Raw genomic sequence first — 19,159 nt, 5'->3', positions numbered from 1 at the left:
TCCCGGCGATGGCGTGCGCCGCGCGTCGGGCGCCGTACTTCCTGGGTCAGGCGCCGTGCGCCATGCGCCAGGCGTCATGGGCCGAGCGTCGGGCGCCGTGCGCTGTGGGTCGGGCACCGTGGGTCGGGCGCCGTGCGCCGTGGATCGGGGGTCGGGCACCGGGCGCCGGACACCTGGCACCTGGCGCCTGGCGCCTGGCGCCGGATTCCAGCGCTCCCGCACCACCCGGGGTGTTACGGCGCGGCCGAGCACACCACCGCCTCGGGGGGCCTTCCCGACGAGCCCGCGGCCGGCCACGGCACCACCGGCGCCGCCCCAACCCCCGCCCCCACCAACCGCGGTGGCCGACGCGTGCCCCTGCCGTCCGCGCGCGCGAAGCCGTACCTTGGCCGTCCCACGTCACGGAGGTGCCAGACCGCATGCGGATCGCCACGACCATCTTCCTCACCGACCGCACCATCTCTCCCGTACGCCTCGCACGCGCCCTGGAGGAACGGGGCTTCTCCGGCCTCTACCTCCCGGAGCACACCCACATCCCGGTCACCCGCGACACCGCCGCCCCCATGGGCGGCGAACTCCCCGAGATGTACGGGCGCACCCTCGACCCCTTCGTCGCCCTCGGCCAGGCCTCCGCCGTCACCGAGCGGCTCCACCTCGGCACCGGCATCACGCTCGTCGCCCAGCACGACCCGATCGACCTCGCGAAGCAGGTCGCCACGCTGGACCACCTGTCCGGCGGCCGCGTCACCCTCGGCATCGGCTACGGCTGGAACGTCGAGGAGGCCGCCGACCACGGAGTCGAGTGGCGCACCCGCCGCGAACTGGTGCGTGACCGCATGGCCTTGATGCGGGCCCTGTGGTCCCCGCAGCCCACGGCGTACGTCGGCCAGTTCTCCTCCGTCCAGGCCAGCTCCGCGTACCCCAAGCCGGTCCAGCCCCCGCGCGAACTCTCCCCGGGCGTCCCCCTGCACGGCCCGCGCACCCTGATCGGCGGGCAGGCCGGCCCCAAGCTCTTCGCAGCCATCGCCGACCACAGCGACGGCTGGCTCCCGATCGGCGGCGGCGGCCTGACGGAGTCCCTCCCGGCCCTGCGCCAGGTCTGGGAAACCGCGGGCCGTGACCCCAAGTCCCTCCAGGTGGTCCCGTACGCCGTCCAGCCCACCCCGGGGAAGATGTCCCACTACGCCGACCTCGGCATCGAGGAGGTCGTCCTCCAACTCCCCTCGGAGGGCGAGGCGGAGGTCCTCACCGTCCTGGACGGCTTCGCGCAGTACCTCTGACCACACCTCTGAACAAACCTCTGACCACACCGCGATACTCGACGGATGCCGGGACAGCGCAAACGCAAGCGGAGCAGGGAGCGGGCCCGCCAGCGGACGGAGGACACTCCCGGCCGCTGGGAGCCGCTGTTCTCGACGCAGGACCAGGCGGAGCTGAGGGAACACCTCCACCGCCTGGTCACCGACGGCACCGCCAAGGACCCGTCGCAGCTGCGCATCGACACCTACTGCGGCCGCCTCGCCCACCCGTCGACGTACCGCATCAGCATCTTCGTACCGGACACCTCCACCTGACCGCCGAATCGTGGGAGCGCCGCCCGGGGGCGATCTGTCAAGTCCCGAAAAACAGGGGCATGACGCGATGCGCCCACCCGGGCTTAATCGAGGCAGAGGCTCACGCAGAGCTGGTGGGCCTTTTCTCTTTTTCGCTTCTACATTCCCACTGGGGGTGAATTCCCGTGAAACACGAATCCCGCACACCGCGTCTCGCCGTCCTCACGGCCTCGGCCGCTCTGGCGGCAGCAGGCGTACTGCTGCCCTCCAACGCGTTCGCCGCCCAGGCGGCGCCGCAGGCCAACACCATCACCGCGATGGCGCCCAGTCACGACGGGCACGGCGACCACGGCTACGACTGGCGCTACTGCTACGACCGCCACCACGGCTGGAGCTGGGACTGGAACTGGGAGTGGGGCTGGGGCTACTGCTACAACCAGCACCACCACCAACACCACGGACGCTGAGGTACCCGGATCAAAAGGAGTCACGACAGACAACCATGTGAATTCACGGTCCGGACTGGATGACAAATCCATCCGGCCCGGACCATCGAATTCATACGGCGGTGCCGTCGGTCTCCATGGTCATGCGGGCCACGTGCAGCGCCAGGTAGGAGACCTCGTCCTCGCTCAGCTGCTGCCCCAGACGCAGCTCGACGATCGTCGCCAGCTGCTGCGCGGTGTGGGTCGCCTCCGGGTAGTGCTGGCGGATGCCCTTGCCGATCGTGGACTCGTGGCCCTTCAGCTGCCGGTGCTGCTGGACCCGCACGAAGAGGTAGCGCACGTGCGTGATGAACCGCGCCGCACTCATGGACTCCTGGGGGACCTCCAGCCCGTACCGCTCCCGTACGACCGCGAGCATCTGCTGGATGATCCCGGTCATCGTGTACGTGAAGGACAGGTCGCCCGAGGTGAAGCCGGCGTTGACCAGGTGCAGCGTGAGCGCGGTCGCCTCGGAAGGGTCCAGCTGCGGGTCCACGCGCGCGTTGATGGCCGCCAGCAGGCGCTGCGCCTGGGCGTACTCGGCTGCGTACAGGGTCTGCGCCTCGGCGCGCAGCGGGTACTCGATGACGATGCCCCGCGCGGCCCGGTCCAGCGCCCCGGCGACGTGGTCGGCGACGGCGATGGCGAGGGTGGGGCGGGTGGACTCGCGCCCCTCGATGCCGACCTCGCTGAGGGCGATCACGACGGCCCGCAGGACCTCCTCGCCGATGAGCGCGAGGACCTCGGCCAGATGGTCGGGGTCGCGGCCGTCGGCGGGGACGAAGACGCGCACGATGAGCTCGGGGTCGATGCGCTGGCCCTGGCGGCAGTTGAAGCCGATGCCGCGCCCGGTGAGGATGACCTCCTGGCCCTGCTCGTCACGCGCGAGGACCACGTTGTTGTTGAGGACACGCAGCGCCTTCACCGCCTGCCCTCCTTCCTGTCCGGGTCCGATTTCTTCCAATGATCGCGCATTGTCCGCGGCCCGGGCCCCATGCTCTCCCGATGCTCTCCGGGTGCTCTCCCGGTGCTCTCCCGGCCCGGTCCGGCGCGCGCCCACGTCCCCGTACGGGTCGCGGGCGCGCGCCGGATCAGTGGCGGGTCGTCACCGCCGTACGGTCACCACGGGGGCGCCGATGGCGACGTCCTGCCCGGTGTGCGGCTCGACCGAGGCGAGGTCCGCGGTGTTGGTGACGGTCATGAGGGTGACGGTCGGGTGCCCGGCGGCGCGCACGGCGTCGAGGTCGACCTCGACCAGGAGGTCCCCGGCGGAGACCTGCTGTCCGGACTTGACGCGCACGTCGAAGCCCTCGCCGTTCATCCGCACCGTGTCGATGCCGATGTGGATGAGCACCTCGACGCCGTCCGCGGTGCGGATGCCGAAGGCGTGCCCGGTGCTGACGACGGTGACCAGCTCTCCGTCGACCGGGGCGACGACGTGGCCGTCGGCGGGCTCGATGCCCACGCCCTCGCCGAGCGCGCGGGAGGCGAAGACCGGGTCCCCGACCTCGTCGAGGCCGACCACCCGGCCCGCGACCGGCGCGGCGAGCGTGAGACCCGCCCCGGCGGCCGCGGGAGCACCGGCCGGGGAGGCGGGAGCACCGGCGGTGGAAGCGGAGCCGGCGGAAGCGGAGGCGGAGCCGGCGGTGGCCGTGGCGGCGGCCGCAGTGGCTCCGACGCCGACGAGCTCGCGGTCATCGGCCGCCACGACGGCCTCACCGCGGGCCGCGGCCTCGGCGGCGTCGCGCTCGGCGTTGGCCTGGACGCGCTCCTGCGGGGTGCGGAAGTCGGAGAAGTACACGAGCGCCATCGACACGAAGAAGGACGCCGTGATCGCGATGCCGTAGGTGCCCATCGGGGAGAAGACCGGGATGGTCAGCAGGGAGGTGAAGGCGAAGGCCTTGGTGTCCACGCCGCCCAGGACGCCCACGATCACGCCGCCGACGAGGCAGCCGACGAGCATGCGCGGGTAGATCCGCTTGAAGCGCAGGTGGATGCCGTACAGCGAGGGCTCGGAGATGCCGCCGAGCAGGCCCGCGGCCAGGGCTCCGACGGAGGTCTGGCGCATCTCCTTCTCCCGGTGGCGGATCGAGAGCAGCAGCACACCGGCGGTCGCGCCGAAGCAGGCGAAGTTCCAGGCGCCCATGGGGCCCTGGATGAAGTCGTAGCCGAGGGTGTTGATGTTCACCAGCATCAGCGCGTTCAGCGGCCAGTGCAGACCCAGCGGGACCAGGAACGGGTACAGCAGCGGAATCATGATCGCGAAGACGATCGGGGCGTTGCCGTTCAGCCACGACAGGCCCGAACCGAGGCCGTTGCCCGCCCAGACGCCCATCGGGCCGATGAGGAAGGCGGTGATCGGGATCATGATCAGCATGCTGAAGAACGGTACGAAGACCAGGTGCACGGTCTCCGGGAAGATGCGCTGCAGGCCCTTGTAGACCAGGGCGAGCACGGCGACCATCAGCAGCGGCACGAAGACCTGGCCGCCGTAGTCGTTCAGCTGCATCGGCAGCCCGAAGACGTGCGCGACGCACTCCTGGGTGCCCAGCGTCCCGTTGGTGGTGCAGGTGATGCCGGGGATCCCGGACTTCGGGTCGAGCATGCCCGTGAAGTTCGGGGTCATCACCGCGGCCATCACCGCGGCGCCCACCCAGGGGTCGATCTTCAGCTTCTTGGCGGCGTTGTAGGCGACCATGATCGGCAGGAAGTACAGCACCGAGCGCCACATCGCGTCGACGAACACCCAGGTGGCGGACTTGTCCGCGGCGCGGAAGTCGACCACGCCGAGGGCGTCGAGCACGGAGGCGATCGCGATGATCAGCGAGGAGCCCAGCAGCACGCCCATGAGCGGGCGGAACGAGTCGGAGAGGTACTCGAAGAAGTTGTCGACCCAGGCGTAGCGGCCGCGGCCCTTGGACCGGACCGCGGCCTTCACGTCCGCGTCGGACTGCGGGCGGGGGGTGCCGCCACCGCTCATCGACGGCAGGTTCATGATCTCGGAGTAGACGCGTGCGACGGCTCCGCCGATCACGATCTGGAGGCGGTCACCGGACTGCGGGACGGTGGCCATGACGCCGTCGAGGGCGTCGAGCGCGGCCTGGTCGACCTTCTCCCCGTCGTGGAGCTGGAAGCGCAGCCGCGTCGCGCAGTGCGTGAGGCTCTCGATGTTCCCGGGTCCGCCGACGCCTCGGAGGATCTGCTCCGCCAGCGCGCCGGGCCCTGCTGTGGGTGTGTTCATGATGCGTCCTTGCATCCCTGGGCTGTTGCCGTCCTGCATCGGTCGCGACCTCTCACACCAGGATCCGGGCAACAAAAAAGGCCCGGGTCGCGCCAACGGCGCCACCCAGGCCTTGCCTCCCCTCAAGCGGTGCACCGCCGTGGCATCGCGCGTGGCGACGACGGTGGTGACCTCGGGGAGTAACAATCCTGTGATCGAGATCGATCAGAACTCACCTTACACCGACCACACAACGACCGGCCGGTGGTCGCGGACGGCAGCGGGGAGACCTCCGTCACGGGGGCCCGTGAGGTCAGGAGGGGGCCGGCGCCCCGGGGGCGGACGCCTCCCGGCAGGCACCGCAGTAGTGGGTGGCCGCCACCCCCTTGGCGCGGGTGCGGTCCACGGCGACCCGCGCCCGCGCGGCGGTCCGGTTCGCGTCCCGGATGACCCAGATGGTGACGGCCAGGATCAGCACCCCGACGAGGACCCCGACCGCCGTGAGCCACGGCCAGCCCTTCTCCTCGGCGTAGTACTTGCCCGCGGCCCCGGCCCCGAAGGCGAACACGGCCCCCTCGGCGAAGTGCGTGCACCCGCTGGTCTCCAGCGCCCTGCCGATCAGCACGGTGGTCGGCGCCCCGCAATGGGGACACGGCACCGCCTCCACGGGCTTCCCGAGCCCGAGAGGGTCGTGCTCCGCCTGGTCACCGCCCGCTTTGCCGCTGCCCGCCCGGCCGCCGCCCGCTCTTTCGCCGACCGCCCGGTCGCCGCCCGCCCCGTCGCTGCCCGCCCCGTTCGCCATGGCCCCATGATGACCTTCACCCACGTGCACACGTCAACCGACCACTGTCCGGAGTCCGGGGGCCGGGCCCCGCCCGGAGCTCCCCGCCTCACAGGCAGGCCCACACCGTCTTCCCCGGCCCGCCCGACTCCCGCGGCCCGACGCCCCACTCCCGCGCCACGGCCGCTACGAGCACCAGCCCGCGCCCGCCCTCCGCCGACCAGGGGTCCACGGCGGCCGCCGCCTCCGGTGGCTCCCGGTCACCCCGGGCATCACTCACCTCGACCCGGACCCGCAGCCCGTCGTAGCCGAGCCGCATCTCGAAGTCCCGCCCGGGCACCCGCCCGTGCAGCACGGCGTTCGCGGCCAGCTCCCCGACCACCAGCTCCACGTCCTCGGCCAGCGCACAGCCGTACGGAATCCCCCAGGCGGCCAGCTGCACCCCGGCGAGGCGCCGGGCGAGCCGGGCCCCGCGCGGGGTGGCGGAGAGGAGCTGCCGGAACTCGACGGGTGCCATGTCACTCAATTCGGTCGTCACCTCACCGAGCGTGTCCGGTCCGCCGTACGCTTTCCAGGAACGGCGGCGCTACGGCGAAACCCCGTAGGGCCGGTGGCAGTTGCGTGTACGGCCTGTACGGGTGAGGGCGGTTCAGCGTATGAACGACCTGTCGGAGCGCGAGGAGGAGCCGGAGCGGCCCGTGGAGGTCGACGGCACCGCGTACCTCTTCAAGGCACTCGGCAAAATCATCAAGGTGCTACGGGAACGGGCGGGCCTCCAACAGAAGGAGCTCGCGGCGCTCGTGCACGTGGGAGAGGACCTGGTGTCCTCCATCGAGCGGGGCGTACGGACGCCACAGCCGGACTTCCTGGAGAACGTGGACCGAGCCCTGGGCGCGGGCGGGCTGCTGATCGCGGCGGTCCCGGAGGTGAGGGAGGCGCTTAAGCGGGCGCGGACGCGGCATCCGGATTGGTTCCGTGACTACGCGAAGGCGGAGGCCGCCTCCAATGCCGTCCACGACTACAGCTACCAGGGCGTGATGGGGCTCCTGCAGACGGAGGCGCATGCGCGGGCTGTCTTCGAGAAGCGCCGCCCGTTGTTCGACGAAGCGACGATCGAGAAGCGAGTAGCCGACCGGATGGCCCGCCAGCAGATCTTCGAGCGATGGCCGTCCCCCACCTTCAGCTTCGTCCTCGACGAGAGCCTGTTGATGCGCCCGGTGGGCGGCACCGCCGTCCACCGGGGCCAGCTGCGCCGCTTCCTGGAGATCGGGCGCCTGCGCACGGTGGAGCTGCAGGTAATGCCGTTCAGCACAGGTGAACACGCAGCGATGGAAGGCTCGTTCAGCCTCCTTCACCCCAAGGGTCGCCAGCAGGTCGCCTACACCGAGACCTACAACCACCCCAACCTGATCACCGATCCCGAGCGAGTACGGATCTACGCCGAGCGCTATGGGATCATCCGGGCACAGGCGCTCACGCCGGACGAGTCCCTGACCCTGATCGAGAAGATGCTGGGAGAAGAGCGATGAACACCATGGACCTGGCCTGGTTCAAGAGCAGCTACAGCGGCGGCGAGGGTGGCCAGTGCCTCGAAGTCGCCTTCGACTGGCGCAAGTCGAGCTACAGCAGTGGCGAGGGCGGTAACTGCGTCGAGGTGGCCAGCTGTGCCGACTCCGTCCACATCCGGGACTCCAAGGTCCCGGCCGGACCTCAGCTGGCGGTGGCTCCGACCGCCTGGGCCGCGTTCCTCGGCGGGGTCACGGAGGCATAGGACCAGGGGGCCACTGGGCGTGGCCCCCTCTCCTTCCGCTTACGCGTCAGCAGTCAGCCTCCGAGCAGCGCCTTGATGGCGCTGATCACCGGAACTCCCGCTTCTCCGATCAGCGTCGCAATTCCGGAGAACGTCCGGAGGATTTTCTTGAATCTCTCCTCGGAGGGATTCTCATGGATCTCTTCGATCGCGGCGTCGACTTCCGCCCGGTCGCTGTCGTCCAGGTGCTGCCTCATCGCCTGGACTTCTTCGAGCAGCTTTTCGACGGCCGATGCTTCCGGCGCCGTTCCGCCGACGTATTTGCCGCCGGCCACGATGTCCCCGGTGCCGGTGTGCGAGGCCTTGCCGATGGCGCCGGCGCCGTGCACGGTGTAGTGCTCGCCGCCGGTCATCGGCCGCCTCCCCTGATGTCTCCGGTGCCGCTGTGCTGGGCGATGCCGATGGCCCCGGGTCCGTACACCTTGACGACCTGGTCTCCCATCACCGCTTCCTTGATGTTGATGGTCACCGGGGCGGAGTCGGGCTTGCCGATGGCCTTGGTGATCTCGTAGACGAGGTTCTGGATCTCCGCCTGGTCCAGGGACCACACCGCATCGCGCTGGGTGCCCGAGGTGTTGAGGACCAGGCCGTACACCGGGGGCCTGCTGATGAGCTGGACGAGCTGCCAGACCAGCAGGCCGAAAACGACGACCGCGATGAACCCGGCGACGTTCCCGAAGATGGCCGCCGCGATGGCTCCTACGACGATGCAGAGCAGGGCCCGGCGGATGAACTGTTTCCAGGCCGCACCCTTGTTGACCTCCAATACGCGCTGTCCGACGTGGGAGATGTTGCGCAGCGGATAGGCCTCACCTTCGACCCACACCACACCTTCTTGCACCCGGACTTGAACTGTCGAAATTCCGTCCGCCATTTCGCGCCCCCCTGGCTCTTTTTGGCGTTGACGGCTCGAAGTGTAGGGCGGGTCAGACCGGTCACGTAGGGATTGGACCATTTCGACGTAGTCATGATCCGCTACAGATTCCGCTTGACAGCAGGGGGCTGCGGAATCTGTGCCTCCGGGTGGGGTCGGGGGTGGGCGGGTGCTGCGGGTTGGGCGGTGACTTCGACAAGGTCCGGGGGGAGCCCGGCAGTCCAGTGTCCTTTCGGTGCGGGCCGGTCCCTCAAGGGCGCTCCCTACGGTCGCGTCGCTACGCGATGGCCTTCGGCCACCCTTGACCGACCGACCCACCCCGAAACGCCACAAGACTCCCGGGATCCCCCCGAGGAACGGCCGGGAGGGACGGATACGGAGGAGCGGCCGCATCAGGGATGCCCATCCCCCCTCCGGCCAGCGCGACGATCCGCACCCGTCACCGGTCAGCACCGCCCAGCCGGACGGAATAGACGCCCGGGACAGTCAGAACATCCAGGCAGGGGCGGTCGGACACCCTTCCCGAGACTTCGCACGGCCAACCCGACCGTAAGGACGACGAGAAGCCCCATCCGGGCCGGTGGGCGCATCAGATCGCTACACAGTCCCACTCGGCTAAGCGACTACCGACCGTCCGTGGCCGAGGAATCGAAACGATCAGTTCCCGGAGCGTGAGGACGAAGGATCGAACACCGAGGACGAAGAGTCGAATGCTGAGGACGAAGGGTTCGATGCTGAGAAGCACCAGTCGCACGCTGAGGACGAAGGGATCGTCCTGAGGGCTGACGGATCGTCGCCAGACAACCACAAGCCCATCCGGGCCGTGGGCGGCTTATGTCCAGCCACAGACGGTCGTTAGTCGCTAAGCCGAGTGGGACTGTGTAGCGATCTGGTGCGCCCACCGACCCTGCGAAGGGGTGGTGGTCGTCCTTACAGTCCGGTTGGCCGTGTCGAAGTCTCGGGAAGGGTGTCCGACCGCCCGGTCCTGGATGTTCCGACCGTCCCGGGCAGCCGTACCCTCCAGCTGGCCGCTCCTGACCGCTCGACGGTCCGGATCGCACTGGCCGGAGGGGGCATGGACATCCCTGATCCGGCCGCTCCTCCCCATCCGTCCCTCCCGGCCGTTCCCCGGGGGGAACCCGGAAGTCTTGTGGCATTTCGGGGTGGGTCGGTCGGTCAAGGGTGGCCGAAGGCCATCGCGAAGCGACGCGACGACGAAGGAGGAGCGCCCTTGACGGACCGGCCCGCACCGAAAGGACACTGGACTGCCGGGCTCCCACCGGACCCTGTCAACGCCCCGCCCAACCCGCAGCACCCGCCCACCCCCGACCCCACCCCACCCCCTACCCGTACAACTCCTCGATCTCCGCCGCGTACCGCTCCGCCACTGCTCTGCGGCGGAGTTTCAGGGTGGGGGTGAGGGTGCCCGCGTCCACCGTGAACTCCTCGGACAGGATGTGGAAGGCGCGGACGCGGGCCGGGCGGGAGACCGTGGCGTTGGCCGCCGTGACCGCCTCCTCCACGAGGGCCCGTACCGCCGGGTGGGCGCCGGGGCGGGCGGGGTCCAGGTCGATCGACTCCCGCGCGGCCCAGGCCGTGATCTCCTCCGCGTCCAGGGTGATCAGGGCGACCGGGTGGGGGCGGCGGTCGCCGATCATGACCGCGCGGGAGACCCAGCGGGAGCGCTGGACGGCGAACTCCAGCTCGGTGGGGGTGATGTTCTTGCCCGCCGAGGTGATGATCAGTTCTTTCTTGCGGCCCGTGATGGAGAGGTAGCCGTCGGCGTCGAGCTCGCCCAGGTCGCCCGTGTGGAGCCAGCCCCCGGCGTCCAGGGTCTCCGCCGTCGCGGTGTCGTTGCCGTGGTACCCCGGGAAGATCATCGGGCCCCGGGCCAGGACCTCGCCGTCCTGCGCGATGCGGACCTCGCACCCCGCGATCGGGCGGCCCACCGTGCCGTAGCGGATCCCGGCCGGGTGGTTGAGGCTGATGACCCCGCCCGACTCCGTCATGCCGTAGCCCTCGAACACCGGGATCCCGCAGGCCCGTAGGAAGTCGAGCGTCGCCGGGGCGATCGGCGCACCGCCCGTCAGCGCCCACTGCAGGCGACCCCCGAAGGCGCCCCTGACCAGGGAGTACAGGGACTTCTCGGCCGCCTCGTACGCCTCGCGGGACTCCTCCGGCAGACGGCCCTCCGCGGCCAGCAGGCCCAGCCGGACCGCCTCGCCGAAGCGGGCGGCCCCGCCCTCCTGGGACTCCGCGAGGGAAAGGACCACGGAGTGGAGCTTCTCGAACAGGCGGGGTACGGAGGGCAGGTGCGTGGGCCTCGCCTCGGCGAGCTCGCCGATGACGTCCTCGATCCGGCCACCGAAGTAGCAGAGCTCCCCGCCCTCCAGGAGGGTGGTGAACTGGATCAGCTGGGCCAGGAGGTGGGCCAGCGGGAGGTAGAGGTACGTGGAGTCGCCCGGGCCGCCCTTGATCAGCGGGAGCGTCGCGTCCTGGATCGCGCCCAGGTTGCCGTGCGTGAGGCGGCAGCCCTTGGGGAGGCCCGTGGTGCCCGAGGTGTACACGATGGAGGCGTCGGCCGCCGGCTCCACCGCGGCCGCCCGGGCCAGGAGTTCGGCCTCCGGAGCGGCCCCGGGAAGGGACCGCAGCTCGTCCATGGCCACCACCGCGCGCAGCGCCGGCAGCTCCCCCTTGCCCCGCAGCGCCTCCACCCGCGCGGCCTGTGCCGCGTCGTCGCAGACGGCCACCACCGCCGCGGAGTCCGACAGCACCCAGGCGAGCTCCTCCTCCCCCGCCGTCGGGTACACGGGCACGAGGACGGCCCCCGCCGCCAGGACCCCGAAGTGGGTGTACGTCCACTCCGGGCGGGTCTCCGCGAGCAGCGCGACCCGGTCTCCGGCGGCGACCCCCAGGCCGAGCAGGGCGCACCCGGACTGCCTTACGCGGGCGCGCAGTTCCGCGTAGGAGACGGTGGACCAGGTGCCGGGGGGTGCTGGTTCCGCCGGTGGCACCGGTGCTGCCTGCGCCTCCGGTGCTGCCTGTGCCGCCTGCGCCGCCGGCCGTGCCTTGTGCCGGAGCGCGGTCTCGGCCGCGTAGCGCTCGCCCGTCCACTCGGTGAACACCGCCAGCGTGCGCGGCCGCCGCTCGGCCCCGTCCGTCGCCGCCCCGCTCACCCCGCTCACCCCGATCGCCCCGCTCGTCGCACCGCCGGTCACGTCGCTCGCCGCATCACTGGTCGCGTCGGTCATCGGGCTCGCCTCCCCCTCGGGTCGTACCGATGACGCTAGGCACCCCGGAGGCGTCCGCGGCATGACCGGAAGCGTCACCCCCGCTGACCCCAGCGCTCAATGCGGCTACCGTCAGAGCCATGGGGAGGCGGACGGTCACCGTGCACCACGTGCGCGCCGTGCTCGCGGGGGCTCGCGGCAGCGGTGTCGACACCGTGCCGCTGCTCCAGGAGGCGCAGATTCCGCCGCTGCTGCTGGGCGACGACCGGGCGCGGGTCACGCCCGCACAGTTCGCGCGGCTGTTCCGGGCGCTGTACCGGGTCACGCAGGACGAGTTCCTGGGCCTGTCCACCGCCCCCAGCCGCCCCGGGACCTTCGCGATGATGTGCTACGCCGCCCTGAGCTGCCGGGACCTCGGCGCGGCGGTGGAGCGGTCCGCGAACTTCTACGGGCTGTTCCCCGGCGGGCCGGAGCTGGCGCTCGAAGTCGAGGGCGGGCAGGCGAGGTTCACGGTGCGCAACGATTTCGCGCGGGACGAGGAACGCTTCCTCACGGAGTGCGTGCTCGCCATCTGGCACCGGCTGAGCAGCTGGCTGATCGGTCGGCGCATCCCGCTCGCGTACGCCTCCTTCGCGTATCCGGCGCCGCCGCACGAGGAGGAGTACGAGATCCTCTTCGGCTGCCCGGTCCGTTTCGGGGAGGCGCGCACGGGCGCGGCCGTCGCCTTCGACGCGCACTGGCTGACCGCGCCGCTGGTGCGCGACGAGGCCGCGCTGGACGCGATGCTGCGGCGGGCCCCCTTCGACCTGCTGTCCCGCCCGGCGTACGGGACCACGGTCGCGGAGCAGGTCCGCCGGAGCCTGACGCAGGCGCTGCGGAGTTCGCCGCGGCTGCCGGAGCTCGGGGAGGTGGCGGGGCGGCTCGCGGTGTCGCCCGCGACGCTGCGGCGGCGGTTGCAGCAGGAGGGCACGTCCTTCCAGCAGCTGAAGGACCACGTGCGGCGGGACGCGGCGATCGCGGGGCTGGCGGAGAGCCGCGAACCGATCGCGGAGCTGGCGGCCCGGCTCGGCTTCTCGGAGGACACGGCCTTCCACCGGGCCTTCCGCCGCTGGACGGGCACGACTCCGGGGGCGTACCGCATCGCGTCGGGGGGCTAGGCCGGGGCCGCTCCCGGGCCCCGCGCCCCGTGCCCCCGCGCGGCATCGGTCTGCGCAGGGGCCGGGGCAGCGGCCGGGGCCGGGGGCGGGGCCTCAGGGAGGCCGGGTCAGCCGGTGCCGCCGATCAGCGCAGGATCGCGTTCACCGCCGCGAGGGCGTCACCACCGCGGTGGGCGCACCCGAGGTCTCCGCGCCCATGACGTAGAGGTCCGGCCGGGACGCCTGCTGCACACCGCGCCTCGCCCTCGTGGCAATCGGGTGAATGAGGCGCCGGGTCAGGAAAGGTGAGCTGCGCGGTCAGCGACCTTCCTACCGGTCGGTCACTACGGTCTCCTCACCTACCCCCACCGGACCCATTGGGAGAGCCGCCCCATGCGCATCCGAAGCTCAGCCCTCGCCGCCGTGGCCGCCCTGGCGCTGTCGGTCGCCGTACCCGCCACCACCGCCCACGCGGGCGAGGAGGCCGGCCAGGCCCCCCGCCCGGGCGACATCGTCAGCAGCGAGCCGTCCGCGTTCCACCCGCTGCCCCTCCAGCCCACCAACACCAGGGCCTGGAAGATCCACTACAACTCGACGACCGCCGACGGCGCCTCGAACGTCGTCTCCGGCACCGTCATCGTCCCGCAGGACGGCCGCACCGGCCCGCGCCCCCTCGTCACCTACGCCGTCGGCACCGTCGGCATGGGCGACTCCTGCGCGCCGAGCAACAACCTCCCGTACGGCACCGCCCTGGAGGCCAACCTCATCCAGCAGCTCACCCTGCGCGGCTGGGCCGTCGTGGTCACCGACTACGAGGGCCTCGGCACCCCGGGCGTCCACACGTACACCGTCGGCCCCTCCGCCGGCCACGCCGTCCTAGACGCCGCCCGCGCCGCGACCCGCCTCCCCGGGACGGGGCTGTCCGCCAGTACGCCGGTCGGCATCATGGGGTACTCCCAGGGCGGCCAGGCCAGCAGCTGGGCGGCCGAGCTGCAGGGCTCGTACGCACCGGAGCTGAAGGTCAAGGGCACCGCGACGGGCGGTGTCCCGGCCGACCTGATGAAGGTGGCCGACTTCAACAACGGCTCCTACGGCTCCGGCCTCATCTTCATGGCCGCCGCCGGCCAGGACGCGGCCTTCCCGGAGCTGAAGCTCGACTCCTACCTCAACGCGGCCGGGAAGGTCCTGGTGGACGGCATGAAGGAGAACTGCGTGGCCATCGACTCCATCGCCGGCTCCTTCAAGCGGGTCTCCGACCTGACCACCCGCAACCCGCTCGCGCAGCCGGACTGGCAGGCCCGGCTGAACCAGAGCAGGCTCGGGGGCACCGCCCCGGCCGCGCCCGTGTACCAGTACCACGCGCTCGGCGACGAGCTCATCCCGTACGCCGTCGGGCGCCGGCTGCGCTCCGAGTGGTGCGCGAAGGGCGCGAACGTCGAGTTCGACACCATCCTGGTCGGCGAGCACGTCAGCGGCGTGATCACCCACTCCCTGGAGGCCGGGAACTGGCTCGCGGACCGCTTCGCGGACCGCTCCACCCACCCCAACTGCTGACCGCCCGGCGGCCACCGCTCCGCACCGGCCGGTCCTCCGGCTACTTGCCGGCCAGCCCGAGGTTGAGGCCGGTGCGGAGGTCCGGGAAGCCCTGGGCCAGGACGGCCGCCGAGTCCAGGCACGACTGGCGGTCGGCGGCATCCGCCGGGTTCTTCGGGCAGCCCAGCTCCTGATACCTGGCGGCGGCCTTCTGGATCTTCTGCGCCGCCGACCTCAGCGTGGCGAAGCCTTCGTGGCCGCCGATCTGGGCCAGGGAGAACGCCGCGTCGTCGTTCGTCGCCTTCGCCGCGGCGTCGCAGTCCTGCGTGAACATCTTGGCGGAGCCCGTCGAGCACGGCGATGTGACACCGGAGCCGAACCGGGCCTCGTGCGCGGTCAGCCGCGTCTCCACGGCGGACTTGACCTTCTCGGCCGTGGCCGCCTTCTCGGACACCGGGTCCGCGTACGAGGACGAGGACGAGGACGCGGACGGGTCTGCGGACGCACCCGCCGAGGGATCCGCGTCCGCGACCACTGCGCCGCCACCGCCACCACCGTCAGCAGCGTCGCCGTCGCCACCGTCAGCGCCGCCGCAGGCGGACAGCAGTGCGACTGCTGCCGTGACGCCGCAGGTCATCAACCAAAGCCGTTTCCGGTTCACGCGTTCTTCTCCCCCGCCCTCGGACATCGAGCGCGTCACCCTAACCCCGGGCCGGTCAGGACTCCTCGGCGGGGCAGGAGCGCGTGCCGGACGGCAGCCGGCCGTCGATCAGGAAGTGGTTGACGTACTGCTGCACGCAGGCCGAGGACGTGTACCCGGTGTGCCCGTCGCCCTTGTGGTCCAGGACCACGGCGTTCCCGAGCCGCTGGGCCGTCTCCTCCGTCCACTCGTACGGGGTGGCCGGGTCCCCGCGCGTACCGACGAGGAGGATGCGCGGGATGCCGGCCGGATGGTCGATCTTCCGGATGGCGTCCGTGCCGGCGGGGCGCCCGTAGCAGGACAGCACCGTCATCAGCTGGCGCGGCCCGAAGACGGGCGAGGCGGCGAGGAAGATCGGCTGGAGCTCCTCCAGCTCCCGCGCGATGGCGGCCGGGGAGGCCTTGGCGTCCCCGCGGTCCGGGTCGTCGGCACAGTTCACGGCGACGAGGGCGGCGGACGCGTTGTCGGCGGGCACGGGCTTGCCGCCGCCGCCGGAGGGCGGGGGCGGCTCGGTCGGCCCGCCGAGCTGCATCAGCCCCACCGGATCCCGGCGCTGTTCCACCAGCGCCAGCGCGCCCGCGAGTTGGGGCCACATCCTCGGCGAGTACAGGGCGGCCCCGATGGCCTCGACCGCGTCCTGCCCGGTGAAGCGCAAGCCGCCCTCGCCGTGCAGGGGGTCGGCGTCGAGGCGGGCGACGAGGGCCTGGACCTTCTCCTTGGCGGTACGCGTATTGGTTCCGTAGACGCACCCCTGGCGGCGGGCGCACCAGACGAGGAAGTCGTCCAGCGCCCGCTGCTGGCCGGCCGCCGAGACCAGCGCCTGCTCGGTGAGCGGCTCGGAGAGGGTGTCGACCCCGTCGAGGGCCATCCGGCCGGTGCTGTGCGGGAAGAGCGACGCGTAGACCGCGCCGAGGCGCGTCCCGTAGGAGAAGCCGAGGTAGTCGAGCTTCTTCTCCCCGAGGGCCTGCCGCAGCAGGTCCAGGTCCCGGGCGACGCTGACGGTACCGACGTACGGGAGGACCGGGCCGGAGTCGCGCGCGCAGCGCTCGGCGACGGCGCGCAGGGCGGCGAGCTCGGCGGCGGGCCCGTCGGCGGCCCCGGAGCCCGCCTCCTCGCCCGCCTGCGAATCCCCGCCGCAGCTGATGGGCTCGCTCCGCCCGACCCCCCGGGGGTCGAAGGCGACGAGGTCGTACCGCTTGCCCAGCTCCGCGAACCCGTTGGGATCGGCGGCGAGGGTGGATGTCCCGGGCGCCCCGGGCCCCCCGAAGTTCAGCACCAGCGACCCGAGCCGCCGCCCGGGCCCGGTGGCGGGCAGCCTGGCGAGGGCGATCTGGACGGTCCCGCCGCCGTTCCCCCCTCTGGCGTAGTCGAGCGGCACTCGCAGGCTCCCGCACTGCATCCCGGCGGGCACGGGCTTCTCGGGGCACTCCCCCCACCGGATCCGCGGTCCTCCGGTGGCGGCGGGGGCGGGAGCGCCGGGTCGCGAGCCGGCCCCGGTACCCGCGGCAGCGGCGAGCACCCCGGCCCCCAGCGCGACCCCCACCAGCCCCCCGGCTATCCGGGCCCGGGCACGCCGCCCGCGCCCGCGAACACGGACGGCCGGGCAGGGGGACGGAGACGAAGACGGGGAGGGAGACGGAGACGGGCGGGAACGGTGCACTGCACCCTCCTCAGAGGCCCCCCAAATCCGGTCAGCCCACGATAAACCGACCCCACCCACCCCGCCCGGGAAGCCGCCACCCGTTCAGCCCCTTGCCCCGCCGCCCCGCCGGTGCTTCCCGAGCGGAGGTCATGGTCACGAGGCCCCGTACAGCCCCTCGATCTCGCGTTCGTGGTCGCGGGCCACGGCGGCCCGCTTCAGTTTCATGGAGGGGGTCAAGTGGCCGCGTTCCTCCGTGAAGTCGGTCGTCAGGACCGCGAAGCGGCGGATCGATTCCGCGCGGGAGACCAGTCGGTTCGCGTCGTCCACCGCCCGTTGGAGGTCCGCCAGGAGCTCCTCGTCGCGGACCAGGTCCCAGATCGGCATCGCCGTCTTCTTGTGCATCTGCCGCCAGTGCTGGAGCCCCTCCGGTTCCAGGGTGATCAGCGCGGTGACGTAGGGCCGGTTGTCGCCGACCACCATGCACTGGCCGACCAGCGGGTGGGCGCGCAGCCAGTCCTCGAGCGGGGCGGGGGCCACGTTCTTGCCGCCGCTGGTGATGATCAGGTCCTTCTTGCGGCCGGTGATGGTGAGGTAGCCGTCGGCGTCCAGTTCGCCGATGTCCCCCGTGGCCAGCCACTGCCCGGCCGAGCCTGCCGGCGGGCCGTTCCAGTACCCCGCGAACACGTGCGGCCCGGACAGCAGGACCTCGCCGTCGTCCGCGATCCGTACCGCCGTCCCGGGGAGCGGCCAGCCCACGGTGCCCAGCCGGGGCCGCAGCGGCGGGGTGATGGTGGAGGCCGCGGTCGTCTCGGTGAGCCCGTAGCCCTCGAAGACCTCGATGCCCGCGCCCGTGTAGAAGGCGGCCAGGCGCCGCCCGAGCGGGGAGCCGCCGCTGAGGATGTACCGCACGCGCCCGCCCAGCGCCGCCCGGATCCGCCGGTAGACGAGCGGGTCGTACAGCGCCCGGCCCATCCGCAGTGCCAGCCCCGGCCGTTTGCCCTCGGCGAGCTCGCCGAAGCTCCGCGCGATCCTGGCGGCCCGGTCGAAGGAGGAGGCGCGGCCCATCTTCTCGGCGGTGGCCCGCGCGGTGTTGTAGACCTTCTCCAGGACGTACGGGATCGCCAGCAGGAACGTCGGCCGGAAGCCGGCCAGGTCGGCGAGGAGGTCCTCGCTCCTGATGCTCGGCGCGTGCCCGACCTTCACCCGTGCCCGCATGCACCCGACGGCCACCATCCGCCCGAAGACGTGGGAGAGGGGGAGGAAGAGCAGTGTGGAGGCGGGGTCCTTGCTGACCGATTTGAAGACGGGGTGCAGCAGCTCCACCGAATTGTCCACCTCGGCGAAGAAGTTGGCGTGCGTCAGCACGCACCCCTTGGGCCGGCCGGTGGTCCCGGAGGTGTAGATCAGGGTCGCCACCGACTCCGGCGAACACCCCGCCCGCCGGTCGCGCACGACCTCGTCGGGCACGTGCTCCCCCGCCTTGACCAGCCGGGCCACGGCCCCCGTGTCGAACTCCCAGAGGTGGCGCATCCAGGGCAGGTTGGCCCGCTCCGTACTGATGATCCGCGCCTGCGCGGTGTCCTCGACGGCGCAGGCGACGGCTCCCGAGTCCTGGATGATCCAGCGCGCCTGGATCGCGGAGGAGGTGGGGTAGATCGGTACGGTGACCAGCCCGGCCGCCCAGCCCGCGAAGTCCAGCAGCGTCCACTCGTACGTGGTCCTCGCCATGATGGCCATCCGGTCGCCGGGCCGCAGCCCCTCGGCGATCAGGCCCTTGGCGACGGCGAGCACTTCCGCGGCGAACTCGGCCGCCGTCACGTCCCGCCAGGTCCCGTCCCGCTCCTTGCGGGCGAGCACGGCCTCGCCCGGGGCCTCGCGGGCGTTGTCGAAGGGGATGTCCCCGAGGGAGCCGTACTGCGGAGGTGCCACCAGGGCGGGTACCCAGACCTCGCGCACCCGCCCGTCGATCAGGGTCTTGACGGGCTCGACGGGTTCGGCGACCCTCACCAGGCTCGATTCGGCTGTCACGCGTGCCCTCCTCGGTCACCGGGTTACCGGGCTAATGGGCCATTGGGTTACCGCCGGTAATCTACTTAGCGGTAACCACACCTGAACAGCCCCGCGACCGCTTTTTCACCGATGCTCCACGCCATGCCGCCCACACCCCCACCTCGCACCCACGGGCCGGTCACGGG

Annotated in this window: 17 protein-coding genes; 7 read left to right on the top strand and 10 right to left on the bottom strand. The window is 71.8% G+C overall.

Going from position 1 to position 19,159, the window contains the following annotated elements; genetic code table 11:
• Positions 1–419 precede the first annotated feature (419 nt).
• From OG904_RS17120 to OG904_RS17110, 3 genes are all read left to right on the top strand, one after another.
• Entirely contained in the window at positions 420–1,280 is an 861-nt protein-coding gene (locus OG904_RS17120; protein ID WP_405491830.1) for a TIGR03619 family F420-dependent LLM class oxidoreductase, read from the top strand.
• Positions 1,281–1,325: 45 nt separating this feature from the next.
• Positions 1,326–1,574: a hypothetical protein gene (locus OG904_RS17115; RefSeq protein WP_405491828.1), complete on the top strand. Its 249-nt coding sequence runs from the start codon at positions 1,326–1,328 to the stop codon at positions 1,572–1,574.
• 164 nt (positions 1,575–1,738) lie between these two features.
• On the top strand, positions 1,739–2,020 hold the full coding sequence (locus OG904_RS17110) for a hypothetical protein (RefSeq protein WP_405491826.1): 282 nt from the start codon (positions 1,739–1,741) through the stop codon (positions 2,018–2,020).
• A gap of 91 nt (positions 2,021–2,111) precedes the next feature.
• Here the strand turns inward: OG904_RS17110 and OG904_RS17105 are convergent, their stop codons facing one another.
• The 4 genes from OG904_RS17105 to OG904_RS17090 all read right to left on the bottom strand — a co-directional run bounded on the left by OG904_RS17105 (position 2,112) and on the right by OG904_RS17090 (position 6,556).
• Positions 2,112–2,963, bottom strand: coding sequence for a PRD domain-containing protein (locus tag OG904_RS17105; protein ID WP_405491824.1), 852 nt, complete (start codon positions 2,961–2,963; stop codon positions 2,112–2,114).
• A 180-nt stretch (positions 2,964–3,143) separates the two neighbouring features.
• The gene (locus OG904_RS17100) at positions 3,144–5,279 is read right to left on the bottom strand and encodes a glucose PTS transporter subunit IIA (RefSeq protein ID WP_405491822.1); all 2,136 of its coding nucleotides are present in this window, start codon (positions 5,277–5,279) and stop codon (positions 3,144–3,146) included.
• A gap of 292 nt (positions 5,280–5,571) precedes the next feature.
• A complete protein-coding gene (locus OG904_RS17095; RefSeq protein WP_405491820.1) occupies positions 5,572–6,060 on the bottom strand; it encodes a hypothetical protein in 489 nt (162 codons plus the stop codon).
• Positions 6,061–6,148: 88 nt separating this feature from the next.
• The gene (locus OG904_RS17090) at positions 6,149–6,556 is read right to left on the bottom strand and encodes an ATP-binding protein (protein WP_405498074.1); all 408 of its coding nucleotides are present in this window, start codon (positions 6,554–6,556) and stop codon (positions 6,149–6,151) included.
• Between the two features lie 139 nt (positions 6,557–6,695).
• On the opposite strand from OG904_RS17090, the gene OG904_RS17085 reads away from it, so the two are divergent.
• Both OG904_RS17085 and OG904_RS17080 read left to right on the top strand, forming a co-directional pair.
• Positions 6,696–7,568 carry a Scr1 family TA system antitoxin-like transcriptional regulator gene (locus tag OG904_RS17085; RefSeq protein WP_405491818.1) on the top strand — a complete coding sequence of 291 codons (873 nt, stop codon included), beginning with the start codon at positions 6,696–6,698 and terminating at the stop codon, positions 7,566–7,568.
• Positions 7,565–7,810: a DUF397 domain-containing protein gene (locus OG904_RS17080; protein WP_405491816.1), complete on the top strand. Its 246-nt coding sequence runs from the start codon at positions 7,565–7,567 to the stop codon at positions 7,808–7,810. Before OG904_RS17085 ends, OG904_RS17080 begins: the two co-directional genes overlap by 4 nt.
• 53 nt (positions 7,811–7,863) lie before the next feature.
• Here the strand turns inward: OG904_RS17080 and OG904_RS17075 are convergent, their stop codons facing one another.
• The 3 genes from OG904_RS17075 to OG904_RS17065 all read right to left on the bottom strand — a co-directional run bounded on the left by OG904_RS17075 (position 7,864) and on the right by OG904_RS17065 (position 11,974).
• Entirely contained in the window at positions 7,864–8,202 is a 339-nt protein-coding gene (locus tag OG904_RS17075; RefSeq protein ID WP_405491814.1) for a hypothetical protein, read from the bottom strand.
• Positions 8,199–8,723 (bottom strand): DUF6232 family protein, encoded by a 525-nt coding sequence (locus OG904_RS17070; RefSeq protein ID WP_405491812.1) that lies wholly within the window; start codon positions 8,721–8,723, stop codon positions 8,199–8,201. The genes OG904_RS17075 and OG904_RS17070 overlap by 4 nt, the downstream gene beginning before the upstream one ends.
• Positions 8,724–10,066: 1,343 nt before the next feature.
• The gene (locus OG904_RS17065; RefSeq protein ID WP_405491810.1) at positions 10,067–11,974 is read right to left on the bottom strand and encodes an AMP-dependent synthetase/ligase; all 1,908 of its coding nucleotides are present in this window, start codon (positions 11,972–11,974) and stop codon (positions 10,067–10,069) included.
• 119 nt (positions 11,975–12,093) lie between these two features.
• On the opposite strand from OG904_RS17065, the gene OG904_RS17060 reads away from it, so the two are divergent.
• Both OG904_RS17060 and OG904_RS17055 read left to right on the top strand, forming a co-directional pair.
• The gene (locus OG904_RS17060) at positions 12,094–13,110 is read left to right on the top strand and encodes an AraC family transcriptional regulator (protein WP_405491808.1); all 1,017 of its coding nucleotides are present in this window, start codon (positions 12,094–12,096) and stop codon (positions 13,108–13,110) included.
• A gap of 372 nt (positions 13,111–13,482) precedes the next feature.
• Positions 13,483–14,643, top strand: coding sequence for a lipase family protein (locus tag OG904_RS17055; protein WP_405491806.1), 1,161 nt, complete (start codon positions 13,483–13,485; stop codon positions 14,641–14,643).
• A 40-nt stretch (positions 14,644–14,683) separates the two neighbouring features.
• Here the strand turns inward: OG904_RS17055 and OG904_RS17050 are convergent, their stop codons facing one another.
• The 3 genes from OG904_RS17050 to OG904_RS17040 all read right to left on the bottom strand — a co-directional run bounded on the left by OG904_RS17050 (position 14,684) and on the right by OG904_RS17040 (position 18,971).
• Positions 14,684–15,259, bottom strand: a complete 576-nt coding sequence (locus OG904_RS17050) for a hypothetical protein (RefSeq protein ID WP_405491804.1) — start codon at positions 15,257–15,259, stop codon at positions 14,684–14,686.
• 79 nt (positions 15,260–15,338) lie between these two features.
• Entirely contained in the window at positions 15,339–16,700 is a 1,362-nt protein-coding gene (locus tag OG904_RS17045) for an alpha/beta hydrolase (protein ID WP_405491802.1), read from the bottom strand.
• Positions 16,701–17,117: 417 nt separating this feature from the next.
• On the bottom strand, positions 17,118–18,971 hold the full coding sequence (locus OG904_RS17040; protein ID WP_405498072.1) for an AMP-dependent synthetase/ligase: 1,854 nt from the start codon (positions 18,969–18,971) through the stop codon (positions 17,118–17,120).
• Positions 18,972–19,159 lie beyond the last annotated feature (188 nt).

The organism is Streptomyces sp. NBC_00096, from assembly GCF_045041305.1.
Taxonomy (GTDB): Bacteria; Actinomycetota; Actinomycetes; order Streptomycetales; family Streptomycetaceae; genus Streptomyces.
This window is presented reverse-complemented; position numbering and strand designations above follow the sequence as displayed.